The 23,920-nt window shown below is 64.1% G+C and carries 21 protein-coding genes; 14 read left to right on the top strand and 7 right to left on the bottom strand.

Translation table 11 applies throughout. The annotated features are described in order from the left end of the window. Positions 1–15 precede the first annotated feature (15 nt). The gene (locus tag GNK13_RS08125; RefSeq protein WP_164102008.1) at positions 16–909 is read left to right on the top strand and encodes a fumarylacetoacetate hydrolase family protein; all 894 of its coding nucleotides are present in this window, start codon (positions 16–18) and stop codon (positions 907–909) included. 199 nt (positions 910–1,108) lie between these two features. Here the strand turns inward: GNK13_RS08125 and GNK13_RS08120 are convergent, their stop codons facing one another. From GNK13_RS08120 to GNK13_RS08100, 5 genes are all read right to left on the bottom strand, one after another. Beyond that, entirely contained in the window at positions 1,109–1,891 is a 783-nt protein-coding gene (locus GNK13_RS08120; protein ID WP_164102007.1) for an SDR family NAD(P)-dependent oxidoreductase, read from the bottom strand. Between the two features lie 25 nt (positions 1,892–1,916). Beyond that, positions 1,917–3,302, bottom strand: coding sequence for a GTPase HflX (gene hflX, locus GNK13_RS08115; RefSeq protein ID WP_235934940.1), 1,386 nt, complete (start codon positions 3,300–3,302; stop codon positions 1,917–1,919). Positions 3,303–3,519: 217 nt separating this feature from the next. Then, complete coding sequence (locus tag GNK13_RS08110; RefSeq protein ID WP_203328987.1) at positions 3,520–4,983, bottom strand: excinuclease ABC subunit UvrC; 1,464 nt, start codon at positions 4,981–4,983, stop codon at positions 3,520–3,522. A gap of 16 nt (positions 4,984–4,999) precedes the next feature. Continuing rightward, entirely contained in the window at positions 5,000–5,590 is a 591-nt protein-coding gene (locus GNK13_RS08105) for an adenine phosphoribosyltransferase (RefSeq protein WP_164102005.1), read from the bottom strand. Positions 5,591–5,849: 259 nt separating this feature from the next. Further along, positions 5,850–6,356 carry a hypothetical protein gene (locus tag GNK13_RS08100; protein WP_164102004.1) on the bottom strand — a complete coding sequence of 169 codons (507 nt, stop codon included), beginning with the start codon at positions 6,354–6,356 and terminating at the stop codon, positions 5,850–5,852. A gap of 303 nt (positions 6,357–6,659) precedes the next feature. Between GNK13_RS08100 and GNK13_RS08095 the strand changes: the two genes are divergently transcribed. The 3 genes from GNK13_RS08095 (at position 6,660) to yidC (ending at position 13,438) form a co-directional block, all read left to right on the top strand. Next, positions 6,660–8,966 (top strand): multiheme c-type cytochrome, encoded by a 2,307-nt coding sequence (locus GNK13_RS08095; RefSeq protein ID WP_164102003.1) that lies wholly within the window; start codon positions 6,660–6,662, stop codon positions 8,964–8,966. Between the two features lie 32 nt (positions 8,967–8,998). Continuing rightward, positions 8,999–10,819, top strand: coding sequence for a hypothetical protein (locus tag GNK13_RS08090; protein WP_235934938.1), 1,821 nt, complete (start codon positions 8,999–9,001; stop codon positions 10,817–10,819). Positions 10,820–11,062: 243 nt separating this feature from the next. After that, a complete protein-coding gene (gene yidC, locus GNK13_RS08085) occupies positions 11,063–13,438 on the top strand; it encodes a membrane protein insertase YidC (RefSeq protein ID WP_235934936.1) in 2,376 nt (791 codons plus the stop codon). Positions 13,439–13,552: 114 nt separating this feature from the next. Here yidC and GNK13_RS08080 read toward each other — a convergent pair whose 3' ends face one another. After that, the gene (locus GNK13_RS08080; RefSeq protein ID WP_164102001.1) at positions 13,553–13,984 is read right to left on the bottom strand and encodes a secondary thiamine-phosphate synthase enzyme YjbQ; all 432 of its coding nucleotides are present in this window, start codon (positions 13,982–13,984) and stop codon (positions 13,553–13,555) included. Positions 13,985–14,567: 583 nt separating this feature from the next. Between GNK13_RS08080 and GNK13_RS08075 the strand changes: the two genes are divergently transcribed. Next, the gene (locus tag GNK13_RS08075) at positions 14,568–14,792 is read left to right on the top strand and encodes a hypothetical protein (RefSeq protein WP_164102000.1); all 225 of its coding nucleotides are present in this window, start codon (positions 14,568–14,570) and stop codon (positions 14,790–14,792) included. Positions 14,793–15,053: 261 nt separating this feature from the next. On the opposite strand, the gene GNK13_RS08070 is transcribed toward GNK13_RS08075, so the two are convergent. Beyond that, the gene (locus GNK13_RS08070) at positions 15,054–16,613 is read right to left on the bottom strand and encodes a DUF4912 domain-containing protein (protein ID WP_449241300.1); all 1,560 of its coding nucleotides are present in this window, start codon (positions 16,611–16,613) and stop codon (positions 15,054–15,056) included. Positions 16,614–17,250: 637 nt separating this feature from the next. Between GNK13_RS08070 and GNK13_RS08065 the strand changes: the two genes are divergently transcribed. The 9 genes from GNK13_RS08065 to atpG all read left to right on the top strand — a co-directional run bounded on the left by GNK13_RS08065 (position 17,251) and on the right by atpG (position 23,886). Continuing rightward, a complete protein-coding gene (locus GNK13_RS08065; protein ID WP_164101998.1) occupies positions 17,251–17,463 on the top strand; it encodes an AtpZ/AtpI family protein in 213 nt (70 codons plus the stop codon). After that, positions 17,460–17,981, top strand: a complete 522-nt coding sequence (locus tag GNK13_RS08060; RefSeq protein ID WP_164101997.1) for a hypothetical protein — start codon at positions 17,460–17,462, stop codon at positions 17,979–17,981. The genes GNK13_RS08065 and GNK13_RS08060 overlap by 4 nt, the downstream gene beginning before the upstream one ends. Then, positions 17,975–19,006, top strand: coding sequence for a F0F1 ATP synthase subunit A (gene atpB / locus GNK13_RS08055; RefSeq protein ID WP_235934934.1), 1,032 nt, complete (start codon positions 17,975–17,977; stop codon positions 19,004–19,006). Before GNK13_RS08060 ends, atpB begins: the two co-directional genes overlap by 7 nt. Before the next feature lie 82 nt (positions 19,007–19,088). Further along, positions 19,089–19,334 carry an ATP synthase F0 subunit C gene (gene atpE / locus GNK13_RS08050; protein WP_164101996.1) on the top strand — a complete coding sequence of 82 codons (246 nt, stop codon included), beginning with the start codon at positions 19,089–19,091 and terminating at the stop codon, positions 19,332–19,334. Positions 19,335–19,372: 38 nt separating this feature from the next. Then, positions 19,373–20,065, top strand: coding sequence for a F0F1 ATP synthase subunit B (atpF, locus tag GNK13_RS08045; protein ID WP_235934932.1), 693 nt, complete (start codon positions 19,373–19,375; stop codon positions 20,063–20,065). Between the two features lie 51 nt (positions 20,066–20,116). Beyond that, positions 20,117–20,749, top strand: coding sequence for an ATP synthase F1 subunit delta (gene atpH, locus GNK13_RS08040; protein ID WP_164101995.1), 633 nt, complete (start codon positions 20,117–20,119; stop codon positions 20,747–20,749). 111 nt (positions 20,750–20,860) lie between these two features. Next, positions 20,861–22,390, top strand: a complete 1,530-nt coding sequence (atpA, locus tag GNK13_RS08035) for a F0F1 ATP synthase subunit alpha (RefSeq protein WP_164101994.1) — start codon at positions 20,861–20,863, stop codon at positions 22,388–22,390. A gap of 112 nt (positions 22,391–22,502) precedes the next feature. Beyond that, complete coding sequence (locus GNK13_RS08030) at positions 22,503–22,961, top strand: DUF4870 domain-containing protein (RefSeq protein WP_164101993.1); 459 nt, start codon at positions 22,503–22,505, stop codon at positions 22,959–22,961. A gap of 28 nt (positions 22,962–22,989) precedes the next feature. Then, positions 22,990–23,886: an ATP synthase F1 subunit gamma gene (atpG, locus tag GNK13_RS08025; protein ID WP_164101992.1), complete on the top strand. Its 897-nt coding sequence runs from the start codon at positions 22,990–22,992 to the stop codon at positions 23,884–23,886. The last annotated feature ends 34 nt before the right edge of the window (positions 23,887–23,920 follow it).

Genomic DNA, 23,920 nt, shown 5'->3' with positions numbered 1-23,920 from the left:
TTGGGAGTCCGACCGATGCGTTTTTGCCGCTACCGCCGCGCGAATGGTCAGCTCGGCGAGGGGATCGAGCGGGACGGATCGATCGTTCCGCTCGAGCAGCTCGACTCGACGCTGCCGCCGCACCTTCGCGACTGGATGACGCTCGGTGAGGCGCTTCCCGAGCGGCTGGCGAAGCTCGATTCGGCTGCGGCGATCGAGGAGCCGGTGCGGTTGTTGGCGCCGGTACCGCATCCCGAAAAGATCATCTGCGTGGGACTGAACTACCGCGACCACGCGATCGAGACCGGAGCGGTGCCGCCGACCGAACCGGTGATCTTCTCCAAGCTCTCCTCAACGATCGTGGGCCCCGACGATCCGATCATCCTGCCTCAGCTGAGCGATCGCGTCGATTTCGAAGCGGAGTTGGTCGTGGTCCTCGGCAGCACCTGCCGCGACGTGGAAGAGGCCGAAGCGATGCAGCACGTGTTCGGTTACTGCTGCGGCCACGACGTTTCGGCTCGCGATTGGCAAAAGGAGCACTGTGGCGGCCAGTGGCTGATGGGCAAATCGTTCGATACGTTCGCCCCGCTCGGCCCTTACGTTGTGCACAAGAGCCTAGTCCCCGAACCCGGCAATCTCGCGATCGAGATGCGGATCGGCGACGAAGTGATGCAACGGTCGCGGACAAATGAGCTGATCTTCTCGATTCCGACGCTGATCAGCTTCCTCTCAAAAATCGTCACCTTGAGGCCCGGCGATTTGATCTTTACCGGGACCCCGGCGGGAGTGGGAGCGGCTCGCACGCCGCCGCGTTTTTTGCAGCCTGGAGACCACTGCCAAGTCACGATCGAATCGCTCGGCACGCTCCGCAATCGATGCGTCGCCCACGATTCGGCCGAAGCGGAGCAGTGGCGGAAGGCCACGGCGTAACCCGCGGCGGACCCGTCACTAGCCACCGAATTATCCATCAGCCGCCGGGCGCTAGCCAGGATTATCCATCAGCCGCCGGGCGCTAGCCAGGATTAATCATCAGCCGCCGGGCGCTAGCCCCCGGTTCCCGAAAAAGCCCACACAACCGGACGCTAGCGCGTTGCGGCTGATCGGGCACAATCGGCCCGCACCCCCTGGCTCAGCGCGCCAGCAGGCGATTCATCAGCGGGGGTGAGAGGCGGTCGGCGTAGACGAGCGCTTTGCCGCCGAGGCTGAGGATGACTTCGGCGCGGCGCGCGAGGATGGCCGAGAGCGTCGCGCGGGCGACCCGCTCGGCGGGCCAGCTCCCCAGACTCCGGCTCACCTGTCCCTCGGGCGTTTCGATCACGGCGTCGAAGAATTCGCTCTCGGTCGTGCTGGGACTGACCAGCGTGACCTGAATGCCACTCTCACGGAGCTCGGCGCGGAGCGAGTCGGACCAACCGTGCAGCGCAAATTTACTCGCGCAGTACTCGCTCTTGTCGGGCACCGCGCGGTGCCCCAAAACGCTCCCCAGATTGCACAGCACTGGCTGGCGACCGAGCCGCAGCATCGGCAGCGCCAGCCGCGTGAGCTCCACAGGAGCGAAGAAATTGACTTCCATGATCCGCCGCAGACGCTCGGGCGAAGCCTCCGCAAAGGGACCGAGCGCTCCGATCCCCGCGTTGTTGACCAGCAGATCCAACCGCCCCTCGGCGATCTCGGCGGCCCGAGCTAGCAGCCCCCGCCGGACCTCCGGGTCGGTCACGTCGCCCGGATAAGCGATCACGCTCCCGGATGCAGCGGCCGTGGCCGACCGCAGCTGATCCAACCGCTCGCGGCGGCGAGCCACCGCCACCACGCGGGCGCCACGTTCGGCCAGCAGCCGGCTGAGATGGTAACCGATGCCGCTCGAGGCTCCGGTGACCACCGCGACCGACTGCTGCGCTTTCCAGCGAACCATCGCTATCCCGCGTCCGTTTGGGGGCTCAGGCCACGTGGCTGATGTCGGAGGCCCCGCCGTCGGAGGCTTCTTCCCCGGAACCCCGCTCGGCTGAAGCCGCTTCGTCGGCAGCTGCGGGATGAAGCGGTTCGTCGCCGGCCGGATGGATTGCCAGAGCGCGGCGATGGACTTCGCCCATCGCCTGAGCGGGCATCCGCACGTGGACGCGAATCCGATGCTCGTCGGCGTCTTGAGCGACGATTTCCCCTTTGGCGGCCATGTAGGCCAAAAGCCGCCCATCGGCCGGATCGACATCGACATGCAGATCAAAAAATTCGGCAGCCAGGGCGGTCGCGATCGCTTGGGCGAGCGCGTCAAACCCTTCCTTTCGCACGGCGCTGACCGGAATCGCGTGCGGATAACGATCGAGCACGCGTTCGACCATCTCGGCTGACTGCACCGCGTCGACCTTGTTCAAGATCAGCAGCGTGTCCTTTTCCTCGATGCCAATTTCCTGCAGCACCGTGTAGACCGCCGAGATCTGATCGAACACCGCTGGATTGCTGACGTCGGCCACGTGCAACAACAGGTCGGCTTGCCGAGCCTCTTCGAGGGTCGCCTTGAAGCTGGCGATCAACTTGTGCGGCAGGTCGCGGATAAAACCCACCGTGTCGCTCAACAGCACCGGCCCCCAGCCGCTCAAGTGCCAGCGGCGAGTTCGGGTGTCGAGCGTCGCGAACAGCTTGTTGACCGCTTCGACGTTGGCCCCGGTCAGAGCGTTCATCAGCGTGCTTTTGCCGGCGTTGGTGTAGCCGACCAACGACACGGTCGGGCACTCGCGGCGGCTGCCGACCTGACGTTCCCGTCGCTTCTCGACTTTCGTCAGCGCGGTCCGCAGATCGTGGATTCGCTTGACCACCAACCGCCGGTCGACCTCCAGTTGCTTTTCCCCCGGGCCACGCATCCCCACGCCCATCCCTTGGCGGGAGAGGTGAGTCCACATCCGTTTGAGCCGCGGCAACGAGTATTCGAGCTGGGCCAATTCGACCGCCAGCTTGGCTTCGTAGGTCCGAGCGTTCGAAGCGAAGATATCGAGGATTAGTTCCGTCCGATCGATGACCTTCGTGTGGACCGCTTTCTCCAGATTCCGCGTCTGAGCGGGAGTCAGATCATTGTCGAAGATGACGACGTCCGCATCCTGCTCTTCGACCAATTCCCGCAGCTCATGGACCTTTCCCTTGCCGAGAAAAGTCGATTGATCAGGCGTGTCTCGCCGCTGGGTCAGTCCTCCCACGACATCGGTGCCCGCCGTCGTAGCCAGGCCTTCGAGCTCCCGGAGCGGGTGCTCCTCGAGCGGCCGATCCGAGGTCAGGAGGCGGACCAGCACGCTTCGTTCGCTAGCCACGCTTTCGACGCGTTGTTCGTCTCGCACGATTCGGCGGGGTCTCCGTTTGCTAGTGGGTAGTGTGATAGAGGGCAGTGTGGAAGAGGGAAGTGTGGAAGTCGTCGTCAAATCGAATTGCTGCCCGCTTTGCCAGGCAGACCCCATTATAGAAAAGGTGAGTCGGTCGAGTGTCAAACAAATTTGCTGACACCCCCGAGGACACTCCTTTCACCGGCCGGGTTCGCGGCGGATAACCGATTTTTGCTCAGCGGTCAAGGGTCGACTTGCTCCGCAGAATGTGGTGGTAGTGTTGGGCAAACCGGTGGGCTTCATCGCGGACGTACTGCAGCAACCGCAGCGCAAAGGCGTGCCGCGAGAGCCGCAGCGGTTCGCTCTCTCCGGGGCGATAAATCTCCTCATCCCGTTTGGCCAGCGAGATCAGGGTCGGCGGCGTGATCTCTTGGTCGCGGAACGCGGCCAGCGCGGCGTTCAACTGGCCTTTGCCACCGTCGATCAGGAGCACATCGGGAAAGGCTTCCTGGTTGTCGCTCAGACTCCGGAAGCGGCGGGAGACGACTTCGTGGATCGAGCGGAAGTCGTCGACCCCTTTCACCTCCCGGATCCGGTAGCGGCGATAGCCTGGTTTGAACGGCAGCCCGTCGATGAACTGGACCACGCTGGCGACCGTTTCGCCGCCGCCGAGGTGAGCGATGTCGACCCCTTCGATGACCCGCGGCGTTTCGCTCAGCGAGAGCACTTTGCGGAGTCCCACGAGTCCTTTTTTAGGGTCGACGTAAAACACTTCCGGCTGGGCGTGCGTCTCCAAGTCGCCCCGTTCGTCGAGCCGCTCGAGCATCCGAATTTCGTCGCGAAGCCGCGCGGCCTTTTCAAACTCCAGCTTGCTGCTGGCCTCCTTCATCTCGCTCCGCAGTTCGCTCAGGAGCCGCGTCTTGCCTCCTTCGAGGAACGTCTGCAGGCGGCGGATGTCGCGGCGGTAATCCTCCTTGCTGATCCTCAAGTTGCACGGCGCGGTGCACTGGTTGATGCTGGCCAGCAAGCAGGGGCGGAACCACTTCCAGCGTTCCTCGTCCTCGCTGATGTCGAGCGAGCAGGTGCGGAACTTGAAAATTTTCTGCATCACCTGGATCGCCCCCCGCAGCGCTCCGGCGCTGGGGAATGGACCGTAGAGCTTCACGCCCCGGTCGCGAGGGGTCCGCGTCACCTCGACCCGCGGGAACTCCTCGCGAGTGGTGATCATCAAGTAGGGAAAACTCTTATCGTCCTTGAGATCCTTGTTGAACTTCGGCTGCACATCCTTGACCAACCGCGATTCCATCAACAGCGCGTCGACTTCGCTGTCGCAAGGGACGAAGTCGATGTCGGCGATCTCGCCAATCCAGCTCGCTGTCCGCGCGTCCTCGGCCGCCGCTTTGAGAAAATAACTGCCCGCGCGGCTGCGGAGATTCTTGGCTTTGCCGACGTAGATCACGCGACCCGCCGAATCCTTCATCAAATAGACGCCGGGCGTCTGCGGGAATTCCCGAACCTTGGCTGCAGCGCGGCGAAAGCCAAACTGGGGATCGCTCGCCGACGCTTCCGCCGCTGCGTCTTTCTGCGGGGGCGCTGCGTCTTCCTGTGGGGGAGCTACGTTTTCCTGCGGGAGGGCTGCGTCTTCCTGCGGGAAAGCGTCTTCAGCCGGTTGTTGCTGAGGGTCGTTCGTGGGAGTCACTCCGTTGAAGAGGGCGTCAGACCGAAGGCCCTGGTTGGCGATTTTGAATGCTCAAATCGGTCTCCGAATCGGGATCCTCGAAACCGATCACCGAACGGACGTCGTAGGGGGATAACCGCAGATGCCCGCCGAGCGTCACCAGATGGATCAGGAAGGAGCAACCCACGATCTTTGCGTCGCAGTTCTCCAGCAAGCGGCAGCAAGCCTCGACCGTACCGCCGGTGGCCAGCAAATCGTCGACGATCAACACCCGCTGCCCCGGCCGCACACCGTCGATGTGCAGCTCCAGCGAATCGCTGCCGTATTCCAAGTCGTAATGGAACGCGTGGCGATCGAAGGGGAGCTTGCCCGGTTTGCGGATCGGCACAAAGCCGGCGCCCAACCGCATCGCCACCGGAGCGGCGAAAATGAATCCGCGAGCCTCCGCTGCGGCCACCACGTCGACCTTGGCATCTAAGAACGGCTCGGCCATCGCGTCGCACGCTAGTCGCAACCCCGCACTGTCGGCCAGCAACGGAGTGATGTCGCGAAACAGAATTCCCGGGGTGGGAAAATCAGGAATATCGCGGATCAAGTGGCGGAGGTCGGGCGTGGGAGCGACAGACATACGGCAGCAGACTCCTGCAATAAGGAAATTTTGGCGGTTTGCAGTCGAGTCTGAAGATTAGCACACGAGATGCCAATCGGCACCGTGCCCTACTCTCGTACTCAGCGAAGCGGTACTCGTACTCAGCGAAGCGGTACTCGTACTCGATTCCGGGCTGGGACAGCGCTCGTTTTTCCCGCTGCGTCTGAATCGAGTACGAGTACGAGTACCGCTCTGCTGAGTACGAGTACGAATAAGAGTACTGAGTACTAGCGCGACCCTAGATCACCCCTCGGACGATCACCGTCAGGGTCTGAACCACGCTTTCGACCGCGGCCCGAATTCGCGGGGCGGTGCCGAGCTGTTCTCCGATGCCCGGGAGGCTCATGATCAAGAAGATCACTAGGACGAGTCCCGCGAAAACCAGCTCGGCCGTGTTGCCTTGGCTCGCTCGGCGACTCCCGAAGAGACTCCAGCCGCTTTTTTCCGCCGGGGCGGGGGTCAGATCACGGAGCCGGCGGACCCCCAGTTGGACTTGCCCTTTCGGCGCGTGGAACAGCCACTCGGCGTGCACCTCGACTTTTTCGGCGCGGGTCTTAAGCAACCACGGTCGGCCGAGGCGGACTCTGCTGGCGTGCTTGGGAGCCACCGTCAGCGTGAACCCATCGATCGACGTCTCCTGCAACACCGCGGGAATCCGTCCGCAACCGATGTAGATCACGGCCCGCGACTGATCATTTTGCACGGGGCAGCGGAAGAAACCGCTCGCGCGGTCCGTATCGCTCATGCCAACAGTTCTCCGCGAGATCGCGACGATGAAAAGGTCCCTTCTCGGCGCTGAACTCCGAGCACAGGGAGGGCTGAGTGAACCGTAGGCCACGCCATTGCCGCAAGTCGGTGAGTGGCGAGTTTTTTGGCCGCTTTCCCTCGCCGCGGCTCCGAGCGAACGCGGTTTTAACGATTGCAACGCTTGTTTCGGTCGTGCCCATCGCTCTGGAAATTCCCGCCCTGTCGGTCGATCTCAGAGGTGCGGCCCCCGGGTCTTGCCGCCGCCGCGGCAGCCTCACTTCCTCTAGCCAGGCCTGGAGCGATGCGGATTCCCTGTCGTCGAATCGTCCCACGCCGCTCCGCCGGTAAGGGGTCACAGCCTTTCTGGGCGGCACTCGCCTGCTTGGGGGCCGCGGCTCTCGGGGGGTTGCTCGCTCCGCGCAGCCACGCCGATCCCCCCGGCTCGCGAAGCCCGGCCGGTCGAGTTGCTAGCTCCCAACTCGGGATCCCCCGGGCGCTGGCTACGCAAGTCGAGCCCGAGCGTCCGCGACGGCTCCCGCCGCCGACATCCCCCCCTGCGATTCCCGCCGAAGCCCGGGCGCTGCTCCCGCCGGGATGTCTCGAAGCCTGGGAGACGCCCACCGCGCCGACACTCGCTCGCCCCGTCTCCGACCGCCGCTCTGCGACGCCCGACGGTCCCACGGGAGTGGGCGACCTGCTCGGTGGTGGCGACCTGCTCGGTGGTGGCGACCTGCTCGATGATGGCGATCTGCTCGGTGGTGGCGACCTGCTCGGTGGAAACTCGGGCGGTGAGGAGTTGCTCGGCGCCGATCCCCTTTCAAACCTCGGCCCCACGCCCCCCGACCCCCAGGCCGGGGACCCGCTCACCGCGGATCCTCTCAGCCTGCTCGGACCGGCGGCGGCAGACGGGGATGCAGGCGGGGCGGCTGAGGGGGCAGGGGGAGCCGGGGAGGAAGATCCCCACCGCAGCCTGTTTCTCGAGGACCGCTACCCGTCGGCGATGACCTGCGCCAAGTGCCACCCGCGGCACTACGACGAGTGGCGGGTCAGCGCGCACGCTTATGCGGTCATCTCGCCGATGTTCCAGCGGTTCGAGCAAAAAATGACCGAACTGACCAAAGGGACGGTCGGGCATTTCTGCATGCGCTGCCACTCGCCGGTCGCCACGCAGCTGCAGATTCCGCGGCACGCGTCGGTGCTCGACGCGCCCCCGGTGATCCGCGAGGGCATCACCTGCATCGCGTGCCACCGCGTCCGCGAATCGTATGGGGAAACCAACGGCGGACGCCGCATCGAGCCGGGTGACATCTACCAACCGGTCTACGGCAATCGGGGCGGTGAGGGGCTGCGGCGGGCGATCGCGGAGCGCGAGCAGCACAAACTGAAGCTCGACCCGAGCGATCGCGGGCCGGGTCAGCCGATTCACCGCGAGGGAGTTTTTTTCGAACCGCTGACGCGCAGCGACTTCTGCTTGACCTGCCATCAAGTGGCGGTGCATCCGGGGATCGCTCTGGAAGTCGTCTACTCGCAGTACCGAGCCGGACCGGCCGCGGCCAAGGGAATCACGTGCCAGCAGTGCCACATGGGGGCCGTTCCGGGCAAACCCCATGGATACGACTGCGCACCGGTCGCCGAGCTGGCCGGAAAACCGTACGGCGAACCGCAGCCGCACTCGAGCCACATGTTCTGGGGGCCCGGGTTTTCGATCGCCCACCCCGGGATCTATCCGCAGAACGAAAAGGCCGAACGGTGGAGCCCGCGGCAGTGGCTGGAGTTCGACTGGCAACAAGGCTGGGGAACGGAGGAGTTTGAGCAGGCGTACCAGTTGGTCGCTGCGGGCTCACCGTTTCCGCCCCCCTGGGACAACGCCGACGAGCGCCGCGACGCGCGCCGCGTCCTGGACGCCAACCTCCAAGCCCTCGCACTCGCCCGGCAGGGTTCGATCGCCACGATGGAAGCTGGCTCGGAAATCCGCGGTCCGCTGGTCGAGGCGCGGCCGCGAGCCGGCCAGCCGCTGCGGTTCAAGTACATCGTTCGCAACGCCAGCGAAGGGCATAACCTGCCGACCGGGTCGCTTGGGGCGCAGCCGCAAGTTTGGCTGAATGTGGCGCTGGTCGCTCCCGATGGCCGCACGGTCTGGGAGACCGGGTACCTCGACAGCCAAGGCGATTTGGCCGACCTGCATTCCGAAGACGTTGCCAGCGGACGGCTCCCCCGCGATGCCCAGTTGTTCAACCTGCAGACCAAATTCTTGATCACCAACTTGAAGGGGACCGAGCGGGAAACGGCGCTGCCGGTCAACGTCGACCTCGATCCCTTGCCGTTCCTTCGCCCCGGAGCGGTACCGGTGAGCGTGCTGAACCATCCGCCGCTGATCCGCATGGAAGCTCGCTCGATCCCGCCGCTCGATTCGCGCACCGTCCACTACCGCGTGCCAGCCGATCGGATCCAGGCTCGCGGGCTGTACCGCCTGGACGTGCGGCTGCGGAGCCGCGTCGAGCCGGCCTACTTCATGCGGTTCGTCGGAATGAGCCCCGCGGAGATCGACCGCATGAACCACCAGATCCTGGATATCCACACCCAGTCGTACCCGTTCTACGTCGAGTAGCGCGGCCCGTCCGCCGAAGCTGCACTGTGCCCATGAGCTCCGCTTTTCCCCGCCAGCCGAATGGCCCTCGCCAGCCGAACGGTCCCCGCCAGCTGAATGGCCCCGTTTCGACCGTGGCTTGCCGCGGCCGCTGCGCACGCGCCAGCCTGGGCCGCGAGCCCAACCCTGGCCGCGGACTCGGGGCCTGGGGAACCGTGCTCCACAACCTGGCAGCCGTCGGGGCGATGGCGGCACTCCTGGCATCCTCGAGCGCTGCCGAGCAGCTTCGTCCGCGGCGTTTGCCTCGCCCAAGCACCGAATCGGCAGCCCCTGCTGAGCCAGCCGCCCCTGCGACTGCGGAATCGGCGACGGTCGCCCAGCTGCACGCCCCTCAGCCGCACGCGGTTGCACTACCGCCGCACGCCTTCGCTCAACCGCCGCACGCCTTGGCTGCACCGCCGCACGCCTTCGCTCCACCGCCGCATGCCTTCGCTCCGCCGCCGCATGCCTTCGCTCCGCCGCTCGGTTTTTCCCAGCCGCCGGTGCTCGGCTCCGGCAGCCTGGCCGCGTCCGATCCTGCTTCGGCCTACGACCACCGCTATCCGGTGCCGACCGAGCGTCCGTGGGTCGAGTGGTTCAAGCCGTTTTATGGTGACGGGATGCTGCCGCCGGGAGGGACGTTTTTCGGCGAGACGAATCTGCTCCACCCGTCGTTCTACGTGTACGGCGATTACCGCACCGGGATTGGGACTGGTCGCAACGCGGTCGATCGCTTTGACAACTGGGCCCACCGGCTGAATCTCGACCTCGATTGGCAGTGGACGGCGACCGAGCGGGTGCACGCGTTCGTGGGGCCGCTCAACGACGGCGTGCAGTTCACGCAGCTGCGTCTCGTCGATGGGCGTGCCGATCTGGAAACGGTGTTCAATCCCAACTTGGTGACCGGCTTTTTCGAAGGGGATCTCGGTTCGATCCTGGGCGGTTTCTCGGGGACTCCGGCCGAGTTCGAGCTGCCGATCGCCGCCGGCTTGGTGCCGCTGCTGTATCAGAACGGGATCTGGATGGAGGATGCGGTCACGGGTGTTTCGGTCGCCCTGCCGGCGCGGCACAGCCGGCTGCTCAACTGGTCGAACTTTGACGCCACGGCGTTTGCGGTTTTCGATCAGATCAACAGCCCCGCCTTCGGCAGCGACGAACACGCGGCTCAGGCTTTTGGGACCGCTTGGTTTATCGACGCCTACGGGGGGCACATCGAGACTGGCTGGGCGTATGTTCACGACCGGCACGAGTTGGGACGGAGCTATCACAACGCGACAGCGGCTTTCACGCGACGGTACTTCGACCGGATCAACAACAGCGTGCGAGTGATCGTCAACACCGGGCAATCGCGGGCTGAGGAGGATCGCACCGCCGACGGCGGATTGTTGATTCTGGAGAACAGCCTGATCACCGCCGCCCCGCTCACGGTCGTCCCGTATGCGAACTTATTTTACGGTTGGGGCCGGCCGCAGTCGGTCGCCCGAGCGGCGTTGTCCGGAGGCATCCTGCGAAACGTGGGGATTCTCTATGAAACCGACGGGCTCAACGGCTATCCGACGCTCGACGATTCGGCCAACAACACGTGGGGCGGGGCGGTGGGGCTGAACCTGCTCGGCGCGTCGCTCGACCGCCAGATCGTCGTCGAAGCGGCCTACTTGAACGCCTACGGCTCGTCCGCCGGACGGCTGGCCGCGGGCGACCAGTACGGGCTGGGAACGCGGTATCAGTTCCCGCTCTCGCACCGCACGCTGGTGCGACTCGATGCGATGTACGGATGGCGCGAGCGAGACCGTGATCTGTACGGGATGCGAGCCGAGTTTCGCTGGAAGTTCTGAACCTCGGCCGCCGGACATTCGGGTTCCCAATATGGGCCCGCACCGCCAGAATACAGCTCGGGGACGGTTGTCGATCGCTGCGGACCGTTCATCCTTTTTCAGTCCTTCCGTCTTGCCCCAGCCGATCCAACCGTGGAACGTCGTTTTCCTACTTTCCTATTAGCTTCCGCTGTTTTCATCACCGTCTATCTCGCGCTGAACGTGCTGTTTGGCCCCCCGCCCAGACAGCCAGAGCCGCCGGCGGTGGCCGAACAAGAGGAAGCGGAACGGGCCGCGGAGGCCGACGCCGTCACCGCTGGCACCGATGAGGACGACGTCGCGGCGCTCGACGAAACGCCCGAGCCGGTCCGCCGGCCGAAAGCCGAGTGGGTTACGCTCGGGTCGATGGATCCGGCGAGCGGCTACAACATGCTGGTCACGTTCGACTCCCGCGGCGGGAGCATCGACCGCATCGAGCTGACCGAACGCAAAGAGAACGGGCGGCTCAAGTATCGGCGGGTCGACGTCCGCAGCGGCTACCTCGGCTACCTCGCCCTTGCCCCCTCGCTGACGGCTGATGGAGCGCTCGTCCGGGTCGTCGGCCCCGGAACCCCGGCTGCCCTCGCCCCGTCGCTCGACAACGCCCCGGCGGGCCTGCGGCCGGGCGACCTGATCGTCGCGGCCAACGAGCGGCCGATCACGACCGCCCTCGATCTGGCCGAAGTGCTGGAAAAGACCGATCCCGGCGACGAGTTGGTCGTGGAAGTCCTGCGGCCCGCAGCCGCCCCGGCTGATGACGCTGAAGACGCCGAGTCGGCCGCAGACGCCGCTGAACCGCCCGCTCCCACTCCACTGCGGTTCCAAGCGACCCTCAGCGAGCATCCGCTCGATTTGGTGCGGCTCGCCGACACGGCTGGCGCCGAGCAGATCCGCGGCAATCTCAGCCGGGCCTCGTGCCTGATGACCCTCACGCAGGTCGGGCGGAAGAGCATTCGCACGGGGCAATCCGAAATTTCAGGGCTCACGTCGCAGCACAGCACCGTCTGGGATCTGCAGCGGATCGGCGACGGGACCGGTTATGAGTTTCGCTTGCCGTTGGCCGCCGCGGCTGTCCGGGAAGTCGGGGGGAGCGGAGCGGTGGAACTGGTCCGGCGCTACTCGCTGGCTCCCGGTTCCTACGCGATCGACATGGAGATGGAGGTCATCAACCATGCCGAGGAGAACCAGCAACTCGGCTATCGGCTCGAAGGTCCCAACGGCGTCACCCTCGAAGGGTGGTGGTACTCGACCAAGATCAGCCCCAACTTCAGCGGCGCCGCAGCCCGGGACATGGTCTACAACACGGTTGCCGAAAACCACGAATTGCTGAGCGCCTACAACCTGCTCGAGCGGGCCAAGGACACCCCCGAAAGCCCGGTCGAAGTGGTCTTCACGCCCGACGGCCCCGAAGGCAGCCGTCAGCTGCGGTACATGGGTGTCGACGCCCAGTACTTCATCACCGCCTACGTCCCCCCGGAGGGCGAGGCCATTACCGATCAATTCGTCCGCGGTGCGGGAATCGTCGTCGCCGATGCCGAGCGGATCCCGGCCCATCAGGAGCGGGCCACGAACATCTCGTTCTACCTCGACAGCCAGACCGCCGAAGTCGCCCCGGGCGAATCGCTCAAACAGTCGATTCGCCTCTTCGCTGGCCCCAAACAGCCCGATCTGCTGGCCGCCTACGGGATGGGTGAAACGCTCGAGTACGGCTGGTTTGGCTGGATTGCAGCTCCGCTTTCTTGGCTGCTGCACGGATTTTACGCGATCGCCGGCAACTACGCTTTGGCGATCATCCTGCTGACCTTGCTGGTCCGCGGCTGCATGTTCCCGCTCGGTCGCCGCGCGGCCATTCACGCCCAAAAGATGCAGGAATTGGCTCCCGAGCTGAAGAAGATCTCGGAGAAGTACAAGGATGACTTCGAGAAACGGCTCAAGGCCCAGCGTGAACTGCAGCAGCGAGTTGGCTTCAACCCGCTCAGCGGCTGCCTGCCAATGTTCGTCCAGCTGCCGATCTTCATCGGTCTCTACCGGGCCCTGAGCGTCGATATCGAACTTCGCCAAGCGGCCCTCCATCCGGCCCTGCAGTGGTGCAGCAATCTGGCCGGCCCCGACATGCTGTATTACTGGGGCGACTGGTTGTGGGACTACCTGTCGGGGCGGGGGACCGGCTGGCTCGGCCCGTACTTCAACATCCTCCCGATCGTCGTCGTCGCGCTGTTCCTGGCCCAGCAAAAGATGTTCATGCCGCCAGCGACCGACGAACAGACCGCGATGACCCAGAAAGTCATGACGATCATGACGATGATGATGGGTCTGTTCTTCTTCCGCGTCCCCAGCGGCTTGTGCATCTACTTCATCACCAGCAGCCTGTGGGGAATTGTCGAGCGGAAGATGGTCAAGAAGACGATTCCCGCGGCGCCGCAGGGAGCGTTTCCGGCAACCGTCGACGGAACGGTTACCCAGAGTTCGGTGACGAACGACAATGGCCGCCCGTCGCTCGCCGATCGCCTCCGCACCGCCGCCGGGATGCCAGGCGAAGAGCCCAAAGCGATCGTCCCCCCGTCGAAACGCCGCAAACCGCCGACCCGCAAGGGCAAGTAAGCGAGTTGAGCCCGGCGGCACCTTCCCCTCGGGCATTGGTCTCTCCACCAGTTTCACGCCCCGTCTTCACCCTCCCCCCGGGAGGGTGAAATAATAAGGTTTGAAAACCGGACGCTAGCGAGGGGCGGCTGATTCTCCCCAGAGCGTGGCGACGAGCTTTCGCCGGCCTCCCTGGTTGCGATGCTCGCCCAGGTAAATGCCCTGCCAGGTTCCGACGAGCAGCCTGCCGTCGCCGATCGGCACACTGACGCTACTGCCCATCATCGAACTCTTCACGTGCGCCGGCATATCGTCGGGCCCTTCGAGCGTATGGACGTAGGGGAGCGTCTCGGGAACGGCGTGATTCATTGCCGTTTCGAAATCGGTGCGGACGTCCGCGTCGGCATTTTCATTGATCGTCAGCGAGGCACTGGTGTGCTGGATGAACAGATGCAGGATGCCCACCCGGCACCGGCCGAGCTCGGGAACCGCTTCGCGGATGCGGTCGGTGATCAGATGGAATCCACGGCGGAACGGGGGCAGCTCAATGGTGTGCTGAATCCACATGAATGTAACTTTCCAATCAAATTGTCAGTTTCTTCCGAAAAAACTTGAAAAATTCTTGGCCCTTCTTTCGGCGGGAGCGTATGATCCCAAATTCCCCAGCGACATGCTGTCACTGAACGACCCCAGAAGGGAGAAGGAGCCGCCGGCAGAGGCCCCTTGACTGCTGCACAAGGGAACTTTCGATCCCGCTACAGCTTTCCCAATGGCGAGTTGCCCGACGCTCCCTCGCTCCCGAAGGCGCGTCTCGCCGCCGCACCGCCTCGCCACCGCGGCAGACTTTTGCCGATCCTTACCGCTTACCCGACCCATCCGCAAGACTTGCCGGAAAGGGTTCGGTGGTTGCCTCGCAGGCAATTTTCTTGACCCCCGCCGATCCCCATGAATAATCATTGGTGTTGGCGGAAGAACAACGCGCGTCACGCCTGCTGCTTCGCGGGCTTTCACAGCGTTCGCCTGCATTCGCGGGCGGACCATTCAAGTTACTGGACTGCGGCCTCTCTGTCGGAACTGAACCTAATTACGCTTCCGACTCTCCTGTCTATCAGCCGCGATCGACAATTGTCTTACCGAAAGGACCCTATAGATGGACGTCTGCAAGAACGTTTTCGAAGCCATCCTCCGCTATGGCCACGACGAGGACTTCGTTCCGCAGGACAAGGACGGCTTCGATGCGACCGACGCTCCGGCCGGGTCGCCTGAGAAGATTGAAGTGCTCCGCCGCCGCGTCGAGCTGGGTGCCCCGCTGTGGCACACCGCCGACCGCGTCGATTACTCCGGCCTGACCGGCGCCATCCGCCCCCGCGAGTAATCCGCAGCCGCCGCCGGCCCTAGCATTCCAGACCCAACGTAACCGCTCGGGATTTTTCCGAGCGGTTTTTTATTGACGTCAAGCCTCTTGCGCCTGACGTACTCAATCAGCCGCCACGCGCTAGCGTCCGGTTCTCACGGCGTTTTCGAGAACCGGGGGCTAGCGCCCGGCGGCTGATGAATAATCCGGGCTAGCGTCCGGTTGCCTCGGCGCTTTTGGGGAACCGGGGGCTAGCGTCCGGCGGCTGACGGGCGGCCCCCCCTAATCCATCTGATTGCGGGAGACCGGCTCCATCACCTTGGTGTTCCGCTCGACGGCGACCACCGTGGTGCGCTGACGGAGTCCATCGCGGGAGCAAGCCACGACCGGCAGCACCTGGCGACGGTCGGGCAACTCCATGCGGACGGTGAATGTCCCGTCGGAGCGGAGCCGCACCGGCTCGCCGGCCAGCGTCACGGTCGCTCCTGGAGTGGTCGAACCGTAGACGATCAACTCCGCATCGACATGGAAGGGAAGTTCCCGCTCGCGGTGCAGTGCGAGATCGGCCCCCGCACCGTAGTTGTCATTGAGCGGATCGGACATCGGCCGCCGCAACCGCTCCTCAAACATCTCGCGGAGATCGCCCGAGCCGGTTCCGTTCTCATTGTCGCTCAGGGCGTAAATCCGCTCGTAATCCTCGGCGATGTCTTGCCAGTGCCCATCGATCGGATCGCAGGCTCCCGGGGCGGGAGTCTGGACGACGTTGCTGCGGCAGAGCGTGTAGACCTTGCCGGTGGTCGCTTTGTAGCCGATCAGCACGCGAAAGCGGCTCGGCGGATTCTCAACATCGATATACCAGTTACTGACCCCGCCGTGGATCGGAATGTCGCGGATCACTTGCTCGGCGGCATTGGCCGACGCCCCGTGAGCCACTTCGAGGAGCCGCAGCACGGGCTGAGCCGTGTGCCAGTGGGCTCCCATCGCCGCGCGGGCCCGCTCGACCGAAGCTCGGGTGATCTCCCAGGAGGCCTGCAGCCAGTACGAGTCGCGGACGATCAACACGATCCGGTCCTTATTGGGACGCGACTGCCCCTGACCGCTGGCTTTCTTCGCAGCGACACCACCGACGAGCACGCTGGCCGAAAGATCTTTGCGATGATCGGCCGCCGCTTGCTGCTTGCGAAGGGCGCGGACGACGCGGGGAGCCGTCGCCGGACGCTCGGCAGTGCGGGCAGCCGCTTTCCCAGTTCCCCCCGACTTGCTCGCGGCCGCTTTGCCACTGGCGGCTTTGGCGGCGACGGCTTTGCCAGCCCGCGCTTTGCCCACTTGCGATTTGCCAACCTGAGGTTTGCCGGCCCGCGACCGATTCGCCTCGGACTTGGATCCACTGGAGCGCGTTGCGGCGGTTCCCTTACCGCTCGGCTGCAACGCCTTCGATTGACTCGTTTTCCCCGAAGTCGTTTTCCCCGGGGTCGTTTTCGAGGGTGCCGATTTCGCTTGTCCGGCTTTGCGGCCGGCAGAAGTGGTCCGCTTCCCAGCCTCTGACTTGCCCGCCTCTGACTTACCCGCCTCCGCTTTTCCAGCTCGCACGGTTTTGCCGCCGCCCGCTGCCTCGCCTGCTTCAGCTTTTCGCCGGCTCCGCCGCTGAATTTTCCGCAGCGCTTCGATCAACTCGTCCTTCCGCATGGAGTGCCATCCCGCGACCCCATGGTCGCGAGCTGTCTCCGCAAGGTCCCGGCGCGTCTGAGTCTTCAGGTCGGCAGTTGTAATCAAGTGGACACCTTTCGAATCGTACGAAAGCTCTAACGATGGGCGGCAGCAGGGGCTGACGCGCTCCGGCACTCCTTCTTCTTCCCCGCCCGACTTCCCTGCAACTCGGATCCACGGCCGGTGGACATTCAAGCAGCGAAAGCATCGGCGGAAATCCTCCTGACGGCCCGTTAGTATGACAGAGAGCCGCCATTTTTCCTAGTAGCGAGGCCCCTTTTTTAGCGGGGGGAGAGACCGCAACGGCGGCTCATCCACCACTAAACGGCCTTTCCGGCCGTTTAGTGACCAAAGATGACACAGGCGGCCCCGGCGATCCTCGCTGCCACATTTTACCCAAACTGCCCATCCCAACCGTTCGCTGCGACCGCGCCGCCTACGCGGCGATTGCCCCTTTGTCTCTGCGGCATCAGGTCGCAGGATCTCCGTGACGGGCCGATTGCGGGTATCTTCAGGGGCGAAGGGAAGCGAACGAGACCGCTGCCGGGGATCGACCCCAAGTAGTTGACACTCGCATCCTGGCGTTTTAGCCTACCGCGACCACAGCCGAAGCCATCCCCCCAGCAGGCACCGATTGGGCTTGCGGCGCGGCGACATGGGTTCGGGCGGCCGCCCTGGCTTTCCCCCGACCGCACACGTTTGTTCACGGCCAGCCCTTCGGCACCTCCGGTTTTTCGGCATCCCCGCTTCCCGGCACCCCGCGAGCCTGGCCGTGACTGAACCCGCCAATCGCCCCAACCGGATGCGTTTCGCCGGAGCGGGGATCGAATTGGCCGGAGCCGTACTCGTCCTCGCCCTGATCGGGCACGGGATCGACCGCTACCTGAATCCGACCCGCCCCTGGGGACTCCTCCTCGGCGGCTTGATCGGCTTTGCCATTGGCATGGGCAACCTGTTTCGGCTTGCAAAAAAACTCAACCAATGACCCCACCGACCGAGACGACCGCGACGCCGCCAGCGTCCGCCAGCGGCTACCGCACCGGCGGCGGGAGCCTGCTCCGCTGGCCGACCGGCGTGTGGCTGCTCGGCACCGCGGCCGGAGCGGTGGGGCTGCTGACTGCGGAGAGCGCCGCGGCCGAGGCTGGCGCACGCAGCTTCCTGGCGGTCGGCGCGATTTGCTACGCGGCGACACTCGCCTCGCTGCTGCCGATCGGCGGCTTCGCCAGCGGCCCGCCGGCTGGGCTGCCCCTCGGGTTGCTCGCAACGATCGCGATCCGAGGAGGGACGACGCTCTGCCTGCTGATCGCCGCCCTGGCCGCCGGCTGGCTCGAGCGCGACTCGGTGGCGATGCCGATCGTTCTCTGGTACATGGCGTTTCTGATCACCGACTTGGTCGTGGTCAATCGGTTCCTTTCTGAAGCACTCCCCCTTTCTGTACGCCCCGGTCCCGAACGCCTCACTTGTTCGGAGCGGCTGACACGCTCGGAGCGGACGACATGCTAGGACCCACTATGATTTTCGGCGCGGCAAACCCGGTCGACCACGTCCTCCCCCACGCGCTGCACGCGGAACCGCTCTTCCGGATTCCGGTCGGCGGCGAGGGGACCGACATCCCGCTGCTCGGCATCCGCGACGGGCATTACAGCTTTTACTTCACCAACCACATGATGATGACGGCGGTCGCCGGCGTCCTCACGATCTTGGTGTTCTGGTGGCTCGCTCGCAAACTCCGCCCGGCGGCTCACGGGGACCTGGTCCCCGAGCGACGAGGCCGCTTCACGCAGCTATTCGAGACGATGGCGGTGTTCGTCCGCGACGAAGTGGCCCGGCCCAACCTGGGGCATCTAACCGATAAATACATTCCCTATATCTGGACGATTTTCTTTTTCATCCTGTTTGCCAATCTGATGGGCTTATTGCCCATCGGGTATATCTTACAACTGGTCACCGGCGACGTGCATTTTTCGCACTGGGGCGGCACGGCCACGAGCAACCTGGCACTGAATATTGTGCTGGCGATCGCATCGTTCATTGCAATTGTGGTGATCGGCGTCCGCGAGTCGGGGATCGGCCCGTTTCTGGGCCACTTCAACCCGGTGGGCTGGACCCACACCGGTGCGGATCGTTTTATCATGATCCCGATCGGCGCGATGCTATTCGTGCTCGAATGGATGGGTCTAATTATCAAATGCACCGTCTTGGCAATGCGTTTATTTGGAACCATGATGGCGGGGCACTTGGTGATCGCCGCGTTCGTCATGCTCATTTTCTCAGCTGCGAGCGTGAGCGATGTGCTCGGCTACGGAACGGGTGTCGCGGTCGTTCTCGGCGGCACGTTGCTGATGTTGCTCGAGCTTTTCATCTGCTTACTGCAGGCATTCATCTTTACCTTCTTGACGGTTCTGTTCATTTCCTCCGGTGCGGTCCACGAGCATGAGCACGAACCGCATGAAGCGATGAGCGACGAATCGCAGATGGATGTTGACAAACTGACGCACCCGGCTTCGCTGGCCACTCCGCCGGCTTAAGCTATCCCGCTAGATCTGATTTCTTACCTTTCCGCCCCCGTTTACGGACCATCTTTGGTTACGAGTTAGGAGCATCGAGAAGATGTTGGAATTTGCTTTGATGTTGGCCCAGGTGGACGAGACCTTTTACAAGTTCGGCGTTGGTCTGGGCATGGGCCTGATCATCCTCGGCGCGGGCTGGGGCATCGGCCGCATCGGGGGCAGCGCCGTCGACGCGATCGCTCGTCAGCCCGAAGCGGCTGGCCGGATCGGCACGAACATGCTGATCGCCGCCGCTCTGATCGAAGGTGTGACGGTGATCGGTCTGATTCTGGCCTACATCCTTTAATCTGTCTCCTCTTCTCCTTTGGGCGGTTGGTAAAGCCGATGGACTTTCGAACTCCGTTTTCTTGCATCACCCTTCGCCGCCTCCTGGCGTCGCTGCTGATGGTGCTGGCGGTTGTGATCTCGCCGGCGGTCTGTTCGGCCCAAGCGACCCCCGGGGAAGTGCCTGCCGAGGCCGTCGACGTCGAGGTGCATGACGAGCATCTCGCGCACGATGAGCATGCCGCGCATGCCGAGGCCCCGCCGCTGCTGAACATCGATTTCGGCTCGGCGGTTTGGAACCTGCTGATCTTCTTGGTCGTGTTGGCCATCTTGGGCAAGTTCGTCTGGCCCCAGATCCTCGCCGGCCTGCAGGCGCGTGAGAACAAGATTCACACCGATCTGCAGGACGCCGAGCGGGCCAACCGGGAAGCCAAGCAGCTGCTCGCCCAGTACCAGACCCAGCTGGACGAGGCTCAGGTGAAGGTGCAGGAGATGTTGGCCGAAGCGCGTCGCGACGCCGAACGGACCGGCGCCCGGATCGTCGAGGAAGCCAAGGGAGATGCCGACCGCCAGCGGCAGCGGGCGGTGGCCGACATCGAAGCGGCCAAGACGGTGGCGATCACCGAACTGGCCGACCAGACGTCGGAATTGGCGATCGCCCTGGCGCGTCAGGTGGTTGGCCGGGAGCTCAATCCGAGCGACCACGCCGAGCTGATCCGCCAATCGCTCGAACGCATCCCCAGCCGGAACTGAGCGCTGTTGGCGGTTACTTTTCCCCAGTCACATCTCCGCAGAGTTTAGCACGTGGACGAACAAGTCCGACACGAAACGGTGTTTGACACCGGGGCCGAGCATCTCGGTCGCGTCTACGCCGAGGCCTTGCTCGCGGCGGCTCAGAAGAGTGGCGCGGCCGACGCGATCGTCGACCAGTTCGAGTCGCTGGTCAGCGACGTCCTCGACCAGCACCCGACCTTGGCCGCGGCGTTCGCCTCGCCCCGGGTCGACCCCGAAGAGAAGCAGCGGATCCTCGATCGGCTGTTCGCTTCGCAGGTCCATCCGACGCTGCTCCATTTCCTCAAGATCGTCGCTCGCCGCGAACGGCTCGGCTACCTCAAGCAAATCGCCGCGTCGGCGGTCGCGATTCGCGACGAGCGGGCCGGGCGGTTGGTCGCGGAAGTCCGCTCGGCGGTCCCGTTGTCGGAGGAATTGCGGCAGGCGGTTCGCGCGCGGCTGGCCGAGACGATGGGGCAGGAGATCGTGCTCCGCGAAACGGTCGACCCGCAGTTGATCGGTGGGCTGGTCGTTCGCATCGGCGACACCGTGTTCGATTCGAGCGTTTCGAATCGGCTCTCACGCATGGCTCGCAAGACTCGACAGACGTTTGCCCGCCAGATGCTCGAGAATGCGGATCGGTTCGCCGTCGGGACCGCCGGCTGAACAACCTTACAACTTTCAACTCATCCATAACCGGCTTGGTCGCACCGCTGATCCCAGCATGGGAAACGGTTTCAATCGAGCGAACGGTGGCCATCTGAGGAAGTACGACGGATGAAATTCAACTCCGACGAAATCGCATCGGTTCTGCAAGCCGAGATCGAGCATTTCGAGAATAAGATCGACGTCCGCGAAGTCGGCACCGTGCTGGAAGTCGGTGACGGGATCGCTCGCGTCTACGGCTTGTCCGGCGTCATGGCCGGTGAAATGGTCGAGTTCCCCAACGGCGCGATCGGGTTGGCGTTCAACCTCGAGGAAAACAGCGTCGGCGTGATCATCCTCGGCGACTACCTGACGATCGAGGAAGGGGACGAGGTCCGGGCGACCGGGGCGCTGCTGAGCGTTCCAGTCGGCGACGCAGTCGTCGGCCGCGTGCTCGACCCGCTCGGCAATCCGATCGACGGCAAAGGTCCGCTGCAGACCGACCTCAGCCGCCCGGTCGAGATCATCGCCGCCGGCGTGGCCGAGCGGCAGCCGGTCAAGGAGCCGATGCAGACCGGGATCAAAGCGGTCGACGCGATGACGCCGATCGGACGCGGACAGCGCGAGCTGATCATCGGTGACCGCAAGACCGGGAAGACGGCGATCGCGATCGATGCGATCCTGAACCAGAAACACACCGGCGTGAAGTGCTTTTACGTCGCCATCGGCCAGAAGGACTCGGCGGTCGCCGCGGTCGTCGACGTGCTCGAACGCAACGGGGCGATGGAGTACACCACCGTCATCGCCGCCGGAGCGAGCAGCCCCGCTCCGCTGCAGTACGTCGCTCCCTACGCCGGAACGGCGATGGCCGAGCACTTCATGTTCAACGGCGGGCACGCCTTGATCGTCTACGATGACTTGTCCAAGCAGGCGGTGGCCTACCGCCAGATGAGTCTTCTGATGCGTCGCCCGCCGGGTCGCGAGGCCTACCCGGGGGACGTGTTCTACTGCCACAGCCGGCTGCTCGAGCGTTCGGCCAAACTGTCGGACGAACTCGGCGGCGGCTCGCTGACCAGCCTGCCGATCATCGAGACGCTCGAAGGGGAAGTTTCAGCTTACATCCCCACCAACGTGATCTCGATCACCGACGGTCAGATCTATCTCCAGCCCGACTTGTTCTTCTCTGGGATTCGCCCCGCGATGAACGCCGGGATCTCGGTCTCCCGCGTCGGTGGGGCGGCTCAGATCAAGGCGATGAAGAAAGTTGCCGGCGGGTTGCGACTCGACTTGGCCGCCTTCCGGGCCCTCGAAGCGTTTGCCCAACTCGGCACCGACCTCGACCCGGACACCCAGCGCCAGCTCGACCGCGGTTACCGCATGGTCGAATTGCTCAAGCAGCCCCAGTACCAGCCGCTGCCGGTCGCCGAGCAGGTGATCAGCATCTACGCCGGTACCCGCGGCTACTTGGACAAAATCCCGGTCAGCGAGGTCCAGCGGTGGGAATCGGAATTCCTGCAGTTCGTTCGCGACAAGCACCCGGGCTTGCTGCAGTCGATCAGCGACCAGGGGGACCTGACCAGCGAGATCGAGGCCCTGCTGCAGTCGACGATCAGCGACTTCAACAAAGGATTCCGAAGCTCCGCCGAGACGAGTGTGGTCTAATCGAGTCGGCCCCTCCGAGCCGGACGCCCGGTCTTCGTCGTGGAGCGGGCAGGATTGACGAATCGGGCCGCCCCGGCGGCGGCCCGTGGTTGCATCGAGCCGAGTGCTTGCCATGAATGTCTCGCCCCCAACCGGACCGACCGGCACCCCCGGACCGACCGAACCGTACCGCACGCCGAGCTCTGCCTCCTCCGGCGTGAGTCCTGCGAAGGGAGGCGACTTGGCTCCCTACAGCACGGCGGAGAAGAACTGGGCGATGGCCGCCCACCTCGTTCCCCTGGCGGGGTTCGCGGTGCCGATTCCGTTTTTCAATATTATTGCTCCTGCCCTGGTGTGGTTTCTCCAGCGGGAGTCGATGCCACTGGTTGATGATCAGGCCAAAGAGTCGCTGAATTTCCAGATCACGATCCTGATCGCTGGAATTGTGTGTTTTGTCCTGGTGTTCTTTGTGATTGGAATCTTCCTCAGCATCGCTCTGATTCTTTACGACATCATCATGATGGTGCTGGCGGCGAAGTCGGTTCAGGAGGGACGACCCTACCGATACCCTTTCACGTTGCGATTGCTCTAAATCCGCTCACGCGTTCGAATTAATCTTCATGGCCAACGCTCGTAGTCTTGATAAACGACGCAAGTCAATTCGCAACATCCGCAAGATCACGCGGACCATGGAATTGATCGCCACGGCTCGCTACCGCAAAGCCATGGATCGCGCCGCAGCCGCCACCGCTTACACCGATCGCATCACGCAGATCGTCTCCCGCTTGGCGGCCGCCGGGGCCGAAGTCGAGCACCCGTTGCTCGAGCCGCGAGAGGAGACGCGAGCCGCCACCTTGCTGGTGCTGACCAGCAACCGCGGGCTGTGCGGCGGTTACAACAGTTCGGTCCTGCGGATCGCCAACCCGCGGCTGCAGACGCTGCGGGAAAGCATCCCCAACGTCCGCCTTGAGGTCAGCGGCAAGCGAGGCATTGGCTCCTTCAAATTCCGCGGCATCAACGTCGACACCAGCTACACCCAATTCGAGGACCAGCCCTCCTACGCTGACGTCGAGCAGATCGCCAATCGCTATCTGGAACAGTTCGTCACCGGCCAGATCGACCGGCTCGACGTTGCCTACACCCGCTTCATCAGCACCAGCAAGCAGGAGGCGGTCGTCGAGACCCTGCTCCCGCTCGGCAATCTGGAGAGTGCGGCGGACGAAGCGAACGGGGCTGGCCCGGGTGGTTCGGCCACGGTCGACTACGAGTTCCACCCCTCGGCCGTGAGCGTGCTCGAAGAGGTCGTCCCGACCAGCTTCAAGATCCGCCTCTTCAAATGCTTCCTCGACGCCGCGGTGAGCGAACAGGTCGCACGGATGGTGGCGATGAAGAGCGCGACCGAGAACGCGGGCGAGATCATCAAACAACTCTCGATGACTTACAACCGCGCCCGCCAAGCTCAGATCACTGGCGAAATCATGGAGATCATCGGCGGCGTCGAAGCGCTCGCCAACTGATTTTCCGCTCACCGATTTAAAAAACTCATAACTG

It is taken from the genome of Candidatus Laterigemmans baculatus (genome assembly GCF_010367455.1).
Classification (GTDB): Bacteria; Planctomycetota; Planctomycetia; order Pirellulales; family Pirellulaceae; genus Laterigemmans; species Laterigemmans baculatus.
This window is presented reverse-complemented; position numbering and strand designations above follow the sequence as displayed.